This window comes from Arcicella sp. GW458-12-2-14-TSB2, from assembly GCF_059423785.1.
On sequence record NZ_JBWKYN010000008.1, the window covers coordinates 1 to 13,306 of the forward strand.

Genomic DNA, 13,306 nt, shown 5'->3' on the forward strand with positions numbered 1-13,306 from the left:
GCCTTTTATTTTTATAAAATATTATTGTAATATTTCAATTTATTGTATTGTTTATTTTGTGAATAGGTAGTTCTAACGTAAATTTAATATCGAAGAAATACATTTGCTTAATTAGTTAATATTCAATGGGTTAAAAAATAGAGTTGAACTTGAAAATAAAAGTCAATGCTATTTATTAATAAGTAGCTCAAACAGAGCTACTATAAATATACCGTTTAATAGATTTTTTTGTGACTATCCAACATAGATTGTAAATTTGTAGCAAGGTAATTCGGTTAAATAGCACATTAAACATAAACTTATGATGAAAGACTACTTTGGAAGAGAAAATTATTATTTACGATTGCTTACTGATATTTTAGTATTAATGCTTTCATTTTACTTGACTTCAATTGTCAGTAATCGTAATAATTCTATTCACGATAGAGAGGTTTTCGTGCTTTTAGTATTGGTTTGGTATTTTTCTAGTAAAATAATCCATGTTTATGATGACTTTCGAACCCTCAAATTTATTGACGAGTTCTTATTGTTAGTGCCTGTCATTGCTATTCAAGCATTAGTATTGATTCTATTTCTATTCTTCCTTAACGATAGAGATAATGCCCGTAGATTTGTACTAGAGTATTGCGCAATGCTTTTTGTTTTTCTCTCTATTAAGAAATACCTCTTAAAAAAATCCTTTGAGTTCCTGAGAAGAAAAGGAAGAAATACACGTAATCTTTTGATTGTAGGTAGTTCAGAGATGGGAGTTTCTTTTTTTGATTTTGTTAAGAATAACACTCAATTTGGTTATAATCCTATCGGTTTTATTGATGAAACTAAATCTGTATATTTAAACGGGCTATATAAAGGAAATTTTGATGAAGTAGATAAGATTATTGTAGATAATCAGATTGATGAAATTGTAGTGGCCATGCCACAGTTTAATAAGCAACAATTAGATAAAATCATTTCTGCAGGTGAAAGAAATGCTGTAAGAACTAGAATCATTCCTGATTATTTTAGATTTAGTTCTAATAAATTTAAGATGGGGATGTTTGGGAACTTTCCCATGATTACAGTAAGGGATGAACCTTTGAATCAATTGCACTGGAGGATGATTAAAAGAATAATAGATCTCTTTTTTAGTTTAATACTATGTATATTAATCTTTTCTTGGCTTTTCCCAATTATTGCATTACTTATACGACTAGAATCAAAAGGCAGTATTTTCTTCATTCAGGAAAGATGGGGTAAAAATAAAGAAATCATACGTTGTTTGAAATTCAGGACAATGTTTATCGAAAGTAAGGTAGTGGTAGATGGTAAGTTTCAGCAAACGACTGAAAATGACCCTAGAATTACGAAAATTGGGAGAATATTACGTAAAACCAATTTAGATGAACTGCCTCAGTTTTTAAATGTAATCGGAGGGTCAATGTCAGTGGTTGGACCACGCCCGCATGCTTTACAACATAATATAGAAAGCCAAGCCCTTATTAATAATTATGCCCTCCGTAACTGGGTAAAACCTGGCGTAACTGGTTGGGCGCAAGTAAATGGCTTGAGAGGTGAAACAAAAGATTTTAGTTTGATGCGAAAAAGAGTTGTATTTGATATTTGGTATATCGAAAATTGGACTCCTTGGCTTGATTTTAAAATAGTGATTATGACAGTCTACAATATGTTCAGAGGCGAAGAAATGGCTTATTAATTAAAGTCATTCGTACAAAAATAATCGAAAAAGGCAGTCAGAAATTATTTTCTGACTGCCTTTTTTGATACTAAAATTCTGAATGCTTTATGGTTCAAGCAAACATTAAACTTTCTCATTAAGGTGTCTTAATTTAGAAAGTTTGCTAAGAATACTTTTAGATTGTAATAATTTGTTCAGAATTCTTACATCGTCAGGTCTGTGTAAATCAGTACCCATAAACTCATAGAGATTCATATCCAACAATTTATTGGCTATCTCGTTTGCCTTAGGGCCATATTGATTGACCAATGACATCAAGTTTAATTGCAAATGGCATCCTAATGCTTTCAATTCTTCAAACTTAGCAAGATTTTCACTTAAGTATAAGTATCGCTCTGGATGAGCAATAATTGGGCGATAGCCTTTTGTTCTTAAGTTGAAAATAATAGTTTCTAAATTAATGGGAGCAGCTACAAAAGAGAACTCCACTAATAAATATTTATCTCCGAAAGTTAATAAATTATCATTGGCTAATAGTGTTGAAAATTGTTCGTCAATTTTGTATTCTGCGCCAACTTCTATCTCAATATCTATTCCCGCTTCCACTAAGGCTGCTTTTAATCTAATTAATCCCTCATTGATGATTTCAGGGGTATTAGGATATACTTCAGCCATGATGTGTGGCGTAGTGATAATTTTAGAGAATCCTAATTCCTTTAATTTTTGAATACAAGTAATAGAGTGTTCAATACTAGAACATCCATCATCAATGCCCGGTATGAGATGCGAATGAATATCTGTACCAATAAATGAAAAATCTACTATTTTAGGAGTATCTGGTGATTTTTTAAAAAATGAAAACATATCTTTTAATTTAAGCTATAAGCTTTGCGCCATAGATAATTAAGCTATAAGCTTTTTTGTTTTAAATTTTGAGCGAAGAGTCTTATTCTGTAAGGCCTTTAATTGTTTAAAAACTTCTAATAATATTGTTGAAGTTTTAAATAAATTTCGTTTCTGTGTCATAATGAGCTTATGACATATTTATTTTAGCTGTAAGTTAAACATTTATGCTAAAATACCATAAATCTTTGATAATAACGTGAATGCTATATGTTTGTAAATGTTTTTTCTTTGTATTATCAAATTATTATTGAAAAAAGAGAGTAGTTTATGATTTTTTCTACTTGTTAATGCGATTATACATGTATTAATCTTAAACTATTAACATATTTATTTATGAAAAACAGATATTTAGTACCTTTTATTTTATTGACTACTTTGTTTTTCCTTTGGGGATTTGCACACAACTTAAATCCAATATTAATTCCGCACCTTAAGAAAGCTTGTCAGCTTACAGATTTTCAATCTTCATTAATTGATGGGTCTTTTTTTATTGCATATTTTATTATGGCTATTCCAGCAGGTATGGTAATGAAGAAGTTTGGCTATAAAACTGGGATTATTGCTGGGTTACTTTTATTTGCAATAGGTGCTTTCTTATTTATTCCCGCCGCTAATACGCGCGTTTTTGCTTTTTTCTTAACGGCTCTGTTTGTGATAGCAAGTGGCTTGACTTTTTTAGAAACGGCAGCCAATCCATACATGACAGTACTTGGTGAACCCGAAGGTGCATCACAAAGATTAAATCTGGCACAATCATTTAACGGTCTGGCTGCCACGATTGCTCCTTTGTTAGGAGGATTATTTATTTTATCGGGAAATACATTAACTAGTGCAGAAACTGCCTCAATGTCGGCTGCACAAATGAGTACTTTTTTAGATGGAGAAGCTGCCACTGTAAAAATGCCTTATTTAATTATAGGTGTAGTAGTGTTGGTAGTAGCAATTTTATTATATAAAAGTGAGCTTCCTGAAATTACTGAAGCAGGACATGATATTGAATTGCCAACAGGAAGCCAATCTATTATGCGTCATAAACACCTAGTTTGGGGAATAACAGCACAGTTTTTCTATGTAGGTGCACAGGTATGCGTGTCTAGTTTTTTTATTCGCTATTTAGGAAAAACTGCTAATATTGATGAAAAAACGGCTGCCAATTTTCTATCTGCTGCCTTATTTTGTTTTATGATTGGTCGCTTTATTGGTACTTTTCTGATGCGTTATATTAGCCCTAATATTCTTTTGGCATTGTATGCTTTAATCAATGTTGTGCTCTTGATAATAGTAGTTATTTATGGCGGAATGTTATCAGTATACGCTTTAATTGGCGTTGAATTCTTTATGTCGATTATGTTCCCTACTATTTTCTCGCTAAGTATTAAATCGTTAGGCAAGGAAACAAAAATAGGGTCATCATTAGTCATTATGTCTATCGTCGGAGGGGCTATTTTTCCGTTAATTATGGGTAGACTTTCTGACATGATGAGTATCCAAGTGGCATATTCTGTACCATTAGTGTGCTTTTTCGTCGTGTTTTATTTCGGTTGGAAAGGGTCAGAAGTTAAGAGCCCAAGTTAACTATCTTAGCATGAAGCGAGAGTTAGCATTAATCTGTTTACAGGTTAAGGAGATATTGTATGCATTTTAGGTAATATGATTTATAATCAAGCGTAATTAAAATATATAGAAAGTAGTGAAAACAATTATTCTAAATCAACCTGGTGAGTTTCAGTTAATCTCAAGGGAAATAGATGATAAGTTGGCGGATAACGAGGCGCTTATCAAAATTCATAAAATTGGTATTTGCGGTACAGATTATCATGCTTTTAGAGGAAAACAACCTTTTTTTTCATATCCCCGAGTACTTGGTCATGAGTTGGGTGCTGAAGTGGTTGCATTAGGAAAAAATGTTGATACTGAACAATTGGAGATTGGCGATAAGGTTTCTGTTGAGCCTTATTTGAATTGCGGTACTTGTCAGGCATGTTTAAATGAAAAGCCTAATTGTTGTGAAAACCTGAAGGTAATGGGCGTACATACGGATGGAGGAATGTGTGAGTTTCTAAAGATTCCTGCGCATAAACTACACCGTTCAAAAGTATTAGGATACGAACAATTAGCACTCGTAGAAACCTTGGGTATTGGGGCTCATGCTGTGCAGAGAGCCAGTGTCACTAGCAATGATATTGTGTTAGTAATTGGTGCAGGGCCGATTGGTTTATCAGTAATCCAGTTTGCTAAACTTCATCAAGCTAAGATTGTGGTGATGGATTTCAACCAGCAAAGACTTGATTTTGCCAAACAATTGTTTGATACTGATGTGTCGGTACTGGCAAAAGAAGGATTTACAGCGGATGATTTAAAAACAGCATTAAATGGAGCTTTGCCAACAGTGATTTTTGATGCAACGGGCAATTCACAGTCTATGATGAAAGCTTTTTCTTATTTAGCTTTTGGTGGGAAATTGATTTTTGTGGGGTTATTTCAAGGAGATGTTACTTTCTTTGATCCAGACTTCCATCGTAGAGAAATGACACTTTTTGCTAGTAGAAATTCTCTTCCTGCTGATTTTAAAATGATTATTAAAAACATGGAAGAAGGAAATATTCAGACACAAGCTTGGCTTACGCATGAAGCTCCTTTTGAAGAATTACCGAATGTCTTTGAATCTTGGTTAGATCCGAGTTCAAGGGTGATTAAAGCAATGTTAAGCGTGTAAGATTTCGGATTTCGGATTTCGGATTTCGGATTTCGGATTAATATTGACTTACTAAGTTACAAAAAAACTAATTCAAGGGAATATAATAATAGCTGAAATCAGAGAGCTAAATTTCTAAAATTTAATCAGAAATCCGACACCCGATGACCGATACCCGACAGCTATACCGATACAATGGATGAATCTCTAATAATCAATTCTGTGTATAGTTTGAAGGTTTGGTAAGTTTGAGGAATGCTTGAGGGTTTTCGCTCAATTAAATCTAGCAATAACTCAGCCGAACGTTGACCCATTTCTAAGGATGGTTGCACTACTGTCGTCAAGGCTGGCTCTAACATAGAGGCAGCCTTGAGGTTTGTAAAACCAACCATGGCTATTTGTTCGGGAATGGTAATGTTTTTCTTTTTCAAAGTAGCCAAACAACCCAAAGCTAGTCTATCACTTACTGTTAGGATGCCATCTGGAGGATGTTTTTCAGATAGAAGCTCATCAATGAATGTTTCTATATTTTCTAAAGAATAATTAGAATACTTAATCATGGCTTCATCTACAGGAATTTCATATTTGTTCAATGCTGCGATATAGCCTCTTACTCTTTCTTTAGTAATCGATAAATAAGGCGAGCCAGAAATATGCGCTATCCTCCTTCTTCCTCCACGAATTAGGTGTTCGGTAGCAGTGAAAGCTCCTTCAAAATTATCAGAGATTACTTTATGCGTATTTATTTCATCAGACACCCTGTCGAATAATACGATGGGCATTCCTTTTTCATGAAGTTCCTTTAACAGAGAAACATCATTGGTTTCGCCAGCTAATGAAATTAACAATCCATCTACCCTGCGTGAGGCGATGTGTTTGAGGTTGATGTTTTCTCTTTCAAAAGACTCATGGCTTTGAAAAATAACGACATGGTAACCTCTATTATACGAAATGGCTTCAATGCCATTGATTACTTGCGAGAAAAAAGGATTATCTATTTCAGGAACAATTACGCCAATTGACCTGCTTTTGTTTTCTTTCAAACTCAAGGCAATTGGGTTTGGTCTGTAATTATACTTCTCAGCATATTCAATGACCATTTTTTTTGTATCAGGATTAATTTCATAGCTTCCTCTCAAAGCCCTAGAGACCGTAGAAGTAGATAAATTTAATGCTTTAGCAATATCTTTGATAGTAATCAGTTCCAATGTTATGTTCTTTGATTTGTACAATTACAAAAGTATAATTTTTTTATGGCTAAAAAATAGGGCAGACTACTAAATTCTATTAAAAATCTCAAATTGTATTAAATAAGTATAAAAAGTATTATTAATGAGAACGTTCCCGATAACGTTTGCATAAAAATATTCAAATATTTACTTGAACGCTGTACTTTTAAAGCATAGGTTTGTTCTGGGTTTGGTGGATAGTTTTTCTAGCCAAATAGTTTAAATCTTGGAATAATTAAAAAAATAAAACTTATGAGTTTATCATCATTATTTAGTTTAGAAGGTAAAGTGGCTTTAGTTACTGGTTGTGACAGAGGTATCGGAATGGGAATGGCATTGGCTTTAGCCGAAGCAGGAGCAGACATCATTTGTGCAGCCCTTACCCTTGAACCAGAAAATAGTGAAATCGAAAAAGGAGTGAGAAGTTTTGGCAGAAATTTCACTGGTTATAATGTAGATTTAAGTGATAGAGCTACCCTTTATGCTTTTATTAATGAAGTGAAGGCTAAACATCCACAAGTTGATATTTTGATTAATAATGCTGGTATGATTTTGAGAAATCCAGCGGCAGAACACTCTGACGAATATTGGGATAAAGTTTTATCAATCAACTTAGATGCTCAATTTATCTTAGCACGCGAGTTCGGTAGAGATATGGTAGCTAGGGGTTCTGGTAAAATTATATTTACAGCTTCTTTATTAAGTTTCCAAGGTGGTATCAATGTACCAAGCTATGCGGCTTCAAAAGGAGCTATCGCTAGCGTTGTGAAAGCTTTGGCTAACGAGTGGGCTTCAAAAGGGGTAAATGTAAATGCTATTGCTCCAGGTTATATCGCTACAGACAATACTGCTGCGTTAAGAGCTGACCCAGAAAGAAGTAAATCAATCCTAGACCGTATTCCAGCAGGACGTTGGGGCGAACCAACAGACTTTAAAGGTCCAGTAGTTTTCTTAGCTTCAGAAGCAGGTGCTTATGTAAACGGAACGATCGTGGTAGTAGATGGTGGCTGGATGGGAAGATAAGCATCCTTTTACAATTATATTATTCAATTAATAAGTTTTAATAACATGGAAAGTAGATACGAAAGTAGCCCCAAAGAAGTGGCTAGTATGAATACGGAAAGTTTGAGAGCTAATTTTTTAATCGAAAAATTGTTCGAGGCTAACCAAGTAAATCTAACTTATACACATTATGATAGAGTAATTACAGGCGGAGTAATGCCTGTAAATGCTGTAGTTGCTTTGCCAAACTATGATGCACTGAAAAGTGATTATTTTTTAGAAAGAAGAGAACTAGGAATTATCAATGTTGGGGGTGATGGTAAAATTACCGCTGATGGTGAAGTATTCTTGATTAATAAATTAGACTGTTTGTATTTAGGAAAAGGTGTTAAAACGGCGTCTTTTGAAAGTATCGATGCAACTAATCCAGCACAATACTTTTTGATTTCATCACCAGCACACCATTCGTATCCTACTCGTTTGATGAAAAAAGAAGAGGCTTCACCAGTAAATTTGGGAAGCAACCAAACTTCTAATGAAAGAACGATTTATAAATACATTCACTTGGACGGTATTCGTAGCTGTCAATTGGTGATGGGCCTTACGGTGTTAGCAAATGGTAGTGTTTGGAATACAATGCCTGCCCATACGCATGACCGTAGAATGGAAGTATATTGTTATTTTGATATTCCTCAGAACCAAGCGGTTTTACATTTGATGGGTCAACCACAGGAAACTCGCCATTTGTTTGTATCGAATCATCAAGCGATTATTTCACCACCTTGGTCAGTTCACTCAGGTTGTGGGACAGCGAATTATTCATTTATATGGGCAATGGCTGGTGAAAACCAATTGTTTACCGATATGGATTTTGTAGAGATTCCTTCTTTACGATAATATTTTCTATCTCTCTGTCATATAATTTAAGTAGTGATTAGTAAATAGTGATTGGTGATTAGCGGTTCAAGTTTCTAATTATCAGTTGTTTACGATAAATGAAAGCCTTGCTTAAATTATATGATAGAGAGAAAATAACATGGCGTTATTAAGCCTTGGGTAGGCTAAGTAAAATAAACGAAATTAGCGTGTGGATTAAAGTGCTATGCATCAGGGTTTTAAATTGCATTGGCGACAACTTAAAACTCATCACTCACAATTCACAACTCAATTACTTATCAATCTCTATTTACAATGAAAAAAATACTTTGTCTCATATTATGTGTTGTTCTTACGGCTTTTAAAAGTACGGATGAGAAAATGACGGTTTTCCTCATTGGTGACTCTACCTGTGCTGATAAACCACCAGTTGATAGTCCTGAAACGGGTTGGGGAATGATATTACATAATTATTTAACTGAGACAGTCCAAGTACAAAATCATGCTGTAAATGGTAGAAGTACCAAAAGCTTTATTAACGAAAAACGTTGGGAGGCTGTAACAAAACAATTAAAAAAAGGAGATTGGGTATTAATTCAGTTTGGGCATAATGACCAAAAGATTGCTGACAGTACTCGTTATGCAGCACCCCAAACTACTTACAGAAATAACCTTATCAAATTTGTTAACGAAACTAGAGCAAAAGGTGCTAATCCTATTTTGATTACACCCGTGATGCGTAGAAAGTTTGATACTAACGGACAGTTTGTAGACCAGCATGGAGAGTATCCTGCGGTTGTAAAAGCTGTAGCAAAAGAATTAAGTGTGGCATTGATTGACCTTCATGCCAAAAGTAAAGCAGTAATTGAACAACATGGAATAGAAGGTTCGAAGAAATTATTCATGCACTATACAGAGGGATTTTATGCTAAACATCCCAAAGGAATAGCAGACGATACCCATTTTTCAAAATATGGTGCATCGGTAATGGCGAGTTTAGTAGCGGAAGGAATTCTTGAATCAGGGGCTGAATTAAAGAGTTCTTTAAAGAAGTCAGAGTTTCAAGAGAAGTATGAATTTGAATTACCAAAGTACTATACGCCAGTATTTAAAAAGGATACGTTTAATATTATCCGTTATGGTGCAAAGTCTGACGGAATTACCGTAAATACTGTAGCAATAAACCAAGCGATTCAGACTTGCTCAGAGTCGGGAGGTGGTACTGTTTTGATTCCAAGTGGCCTGTGGTTAACAGGGCCTATTACCATGAAATCGAACGTAAATCTGAATGTTGCTAAAGGCGCAGTATTACAATTTAGTAGAAATATAAATGACTACCCAATTATTGCAACAACGTGGGAAGGTGAAGAAGCTTACCGTTGTCAAGCACCAATTTCAGGGGTTGATTTAATAGATATAGCCTTAACGGGTGATGGTGTAATAGATGGCGGAGGAGATGCATGGAGAGCCATTAAAAAAAGTAAGCAAACAGAGGCACAATGGAATAAATTGGTGAAATCTGGTGGTGTTTTAGATGACGCTAAAAATACATGGTATCCCAATGAACAGTCAAAACAAGGGGCTTTGTTAGAAGGAGGAAGTAAATTGTCTAACGGAAAAACAGCCAAGGATTATGAGGTAATTAAAGGCTTTTTAAGACCAAATATGGTGAGTTTAACACGTTGCAAGTTCATCTTATTAGAGGGATTACATTTCCAAAATTCACCTGCATGGACGCTCCATCCATTACTTAGCGACCATATTACGATGAGAAATGTAGACGTTAAAAACTACTGGTATGCTCAAAATAGCGATGGTGTAGATTTAGAATCTTGTAGAAATGGTATCATGGAAAATTGTACTTTTGATACGGGTGATGACGGTATTACAATTAAATCGGGCAGAGATGAACAAGGTAGAAAAAGAGGCATACCGACCGAAAACTTTATCATCAAAGATTGTAAAGTATATCATGCGCATGGAGGATTTGTAATTGGCTCAGAGATGTCTGGAGGGGTGAAAAATATGTATGTATCTAATTGTACATTTCTAGGTACAGACGTAGGCTTACGTTTTAAAACAGCAAGAGGTAGAGGAGGGGTAGTTGAAAAAATATATGTCAACAACGTACAAATGACAGATATAGCAGGCGAAGCAGTATTATTTGATATGTATTATGCAGGAAAAGACCCTGTTTCTCTGAATGGAGATTCTGATGAATTGCCACAGATGGAAGCTAAACCTTTGACAGAAGCTACGCCACAATTTAAAGATTTTTATGTAAGAAATATTAATTGCTTGGGTGCCGAAACAGCAATAAAAGTAAGAGGTTTACCAGAGATGAGCGTTAAAAATATTTTAATTGAAAATGCAGTATTTCAAGCAAATACAGGTTTACTTTGTATTGAAGCAGAAAATATTTCGTTGAAAAATGTTACTTTGATAACAAAAGATAAAACGACCATGCAGGTACAGAACAGTAAAAACGTAACTCTTGACGATATTCGCTATGGAAATGCTGAGGTGCTATTGAAAATTACTGGAGAGCGAACGCAAGGTGTTAAATTACTGAATACTGATGTTTCAAAAGCTAAGAAAGAAGTAGAGTTTGGAAAAAAAGTATCTAAAAACATTTACAGTAATAAAAAATAATATGCTATCAGTAAAAGAATTAACCTTGGTGTCTGATGAACAGGTAGCTTGGGAAGAACTCGGCGGAGGAATCAAAAGAAAAGTAATGTCATATAATGATGACATTATGTTGGTGAAAGTGGCTTTTGAACAAGGAGGCGTAGGAGCGATTCACTCACATCCCCATTTACAGATTAGTTATGTTTCAGCAGGTGCTTTTGAAATAACCATCGGTGAGGACAAAAAAATATTAAAGACAGGCGATGTTTACTTTGTACCATCAGATATACTGCACGGAGCAGTCTGTTTAGAAGCAGGTGAATTAATAGATGTCTTTTCACCCATGCGTGAAGACTTTGTATAGATAGTTAGTGATTTTAGGTAGTTAGTGATTTAGTGAATGGTGATTTAGTGATTGTTTTTCTAAGACTAAAATTCCTTCATGCATAAATCTTTTAGTCTAATATCTTTTAGTCTTAAAGTCCAAACATCCTAAAGTCAAAAGAACGAAAGTTTACAGTCTAATGTCATCTAGTCCTAAAGTCATAAATCTTTAAGTCAAAGAAACAAAAGTCTAGCGTCTAACGTCTTTTAGTCTAAAATCCTTTAGTCCTAAAGTCTAAAAAATCCTAAAGTCTTAAAACCAAAAAAAGAATCAAGCATTATTAATATACATAAAATGGTTGGGTTGTAAAGTTTGCTACCCAACTACTTTTCTCTATTAAAGATTTCTAACATAATGAATACTTCTCAAAATCAAATAAACCTCAGTAAAGGCAATGTAGCACTTCCTGAATCTTTGTTTAATTTACCTGAAAAGGTATTACAGTTTGGAACGGGCGTACTGTTAAGAGGCTTGCCAGATTACTTTATCAATAAAGCTAATCAGCAAGGAATTTTTAATGGTAGAATTGTAGTGGTAAAGTCAACCGACGGAGGTGATGCCGAAGCTTTTGACCGCCAAGATAACCTTTATACTATTTGTGAAAGAGGCATTCAACAAGGAAATGTTTTTGAAAAGAATACTATTTCATCAGCCATTAGTCGTGTATTATCAGCTAAAACTGAATGGGATGCTATTTTGGAATGTGCTAAAAATCCAGATTTGCAGATAATTACTTCTAATACGACAGAAGTAGGTATTCAATTGGTACAGGACGACATTAAGCAGTCTCCTCCAATTTCATTTCCGGGTAAAGTATTAGCCTTTCTTTATGCTAGGTTTAAGGCTTTTGAAGGCAGTAAAGAACACGGAATGGTGATTGTTCCGACGGAATTGATACCTGACAATGGAAAAAAACTAGAAGGAATCATTTTCGAGTTAGCACATCGTAATGCCCTTGAATCTGAGTTTATTGATTGGCTAGAATCGTCAGTAACGTTTTGTAATTCATTAGTAGATAGAATTGTACCAGGTAAACCAAGCCCTGCTGTCAAAGCAAGTATTGAAGCAGAATTAGGGTATCAGGACGATTTATTAATCGTATCAGAAGTATATCGTTTGTGGGCTATTGAGGGAAATCAAAAAGTTAAAAATATCCTATCGTTTCATCAAGCAGATGAAGGCGTAATTATTGAACCCAACATCGATTTGTATCGTGAATTAAAATTACGTTTGCTCAATGGTACACATACACTTAGTTGTGGTTTAGCATTTTTAGCAGGCTTTAAAACAGTAAAAGAAGCTATGCAAGATGAAGTAATGTCTGCTTTTATCAATAATTTAATGTTGGCAGAAATAGGATTAGGGATTCCTTATAAAGTAGATGAAAAAGTAGCTCAACGTTTTGGCATGCAAGTCATAGATCGTTTCCGTAATCCTAATCTAGACCATCAGTGGTTGAGTATTACGGTACAATACACGTCTAAAATGAAGATGCGAAATATTCCAACGTTGTTGAATTATTACAAAATTTATCAATGTGTTCCAGAATATATTGCTTTTGGTTTTGCGGCATATTTATTGTTTATGAAGGCCGTCAAAGAAGAAAATGGTAAATATTATGGTATTCATGAAGACGAATATTACCAGATTCAAGATGATAAGGCTGATTATTTCTTTGCAAAATGGGCTAAATTATCAAGCGATGAATTGGTAATATCAGTATTGAATGATAAAAACCTTTGGGAAACAGATTTAACAAATATTGCAGGCTTTGCAGAAAGTGTTACAGCATTTTTGAATCAAATGATTGAAAAAACAATGAATACTTCTTTAAAAACATACCTTAATAAAGGTGAATTGGTTGAGTATAGTAAGGCTTAGTCTTACTTTTAAGTTCAAAATACTCT

At 34.3% G+C, this 13,306-nt stretch carries 10 protein-coding genes; 8 read left to right on the top strand and 2 right to left on the bottom strand.

The features are described 5' to 3' along the window. Window positions 1–301 precede the first annotated feature (301 nt). Window positions 302–1,693, top strand: a complete 1,392-nt coding sequence (locus tag AC07XN_RS01975) for an undecaprenyl-phosphate glucose phosphotransferase (protein WP_309924414.1) — start codon at window positions 302–304, stop codon at window positions 1,691–1,693. Between the two features lie 105 nt (window positions 1,694–1,798). Here the strand turns inward: AC07XN_RS01975 and AC07XN_RS01980 are convergent, their stop codons facing one another. After that, the gene (locus AC07XN_RS01980) at window positions 1,799–2,539 is read right to left on the bottom strand and encodes a tyrosine-protein phosphatase (protein ID WP_309924416.1); all 741 of its coding nucleotides are present in this window, start codon (window positions 2,537–2,539) and stop codon (window positions 1,799–1,801) included. 375 nt (window positions 2,540–2,914) lie between these two features. Between AC07XN_RS01980 and fucP the strand changes: the two genes are divergently transcribed. Further along, entirely contained in the window at window positions 2,915–4,156 is a 1,242-nt protein-coding gene (gene fucP, locus AC07XN_RS01985) for an L-fucose:H+ symporter permease (RefSeq protein ID WP_494741856.1), read from the top strand. Window positions 4,157–4,271: 115 nt separating this feature from the next. Beyond that, complete coding sequence (locus tag AC07XN_RS01990) at window positions 4,272–5,297, top strand: zinc-binding alcohol dehydrogenase family protein (RefSeq protein WP_494741857.1); 1,026 nt, start codon at window positions 4,272–4,274, stop codon at window positions 5,295–5,297. A 161-nt stretch (window positions 5,298–5,458) separates the two neighbouring features. Here the strand turns inward: AC07XN_RS01990 and AC07XN_RS01995 are convergent, their stop codons facing one another. Next, the gene (locus AC07XN_RS01995; protein ID WP_494741858.1) at window positions 5,459–6,484 is read right to left on the bottom strand and encodes a LacI family DNA-binding transcriptional regulator; all 1,026 of its coding nucleotides are present in this window, start codon (window positions 6,482–6,484) and stop codon (window positions 5,459–5,461) included. Between the two features lie 273 nt (window positions 6,485–6,757). On the opposite strand from AC07XN_RS01995, the gene kduD reads away from it, so the two are divergent. The 5 genes from kduD (at window position 6,758) to AC07XN_RS02020 (ending at window position 13,280) form a co-directional block, all read left to right on the top strand. Beyond that, window positions 6,758–7,528 carry a 2-dehydro-3-deoxy-D-gluconate 5-dehydrogenase KduD gene (gene kduD / locus AC07XN_RS02000; RefSeq protein ID WP_494741859.1) on the top strand — a complete coding sequence of 257 codons (771 nt, stop codon included), beginning with the start codon at window positions 6,758–6,760 and terminating at the stop codon, window positions 7,526–7,528. Between the two features lie 45 nt (window positions 7,529–7,573). Next, a complete protein-coding gene (gene kduI / locus AC07XN_RS02005; protein ID WP_309918548.1) occupies window positions 7,574–8,404 on the top strand; it encodes a 5-dehydro-4-deoxy-D-glucuronate isomerase in 831 nt (276 codons plus the stop codon). Between the two features lie 294 nt (window positions 8,405–8,698). Beyond that, the gene (locus AC07XN_RS02010) at window positions 8,699–11,035 is read left to right on the top strand and encodes a glycosyl hydrolase family 28 protein (RefSeq protein ID WP_494741860.1); all 2,337 of its coding nucleotides are present in this window, start codon (window positions 8,699–8,701) and stop codon (window positions 11,033–11,035) included. Between the two features lies 1 nt (window position 11,036). Further along, on the top strand, window positions 11,037–11,378 hold the full coding sequence (locus AC07XN_RS02015; RefSeq protein ID WP_494741861.1) for a cupin domain-containing protein: 342 nt from the start codon (window positions 11,037–11,039) through the stop codon (window positions 11,376–11,378). A 375-nt stretch (window positions 11,379–11,753) separates the two neighbouring features. Then, complete coding sequence (locus AC07XN_RS02020; RefSeq protein WP_494741862.1) at window positions 11,754–13,280, top strand: tagaturonate reductase; 1,527 nt, start codon at window positions 11,754–11,756, stop codon at window positions 13,278–13,280. Window positions 13,281–13,306 lie beyond the last annotated feature (26 nt).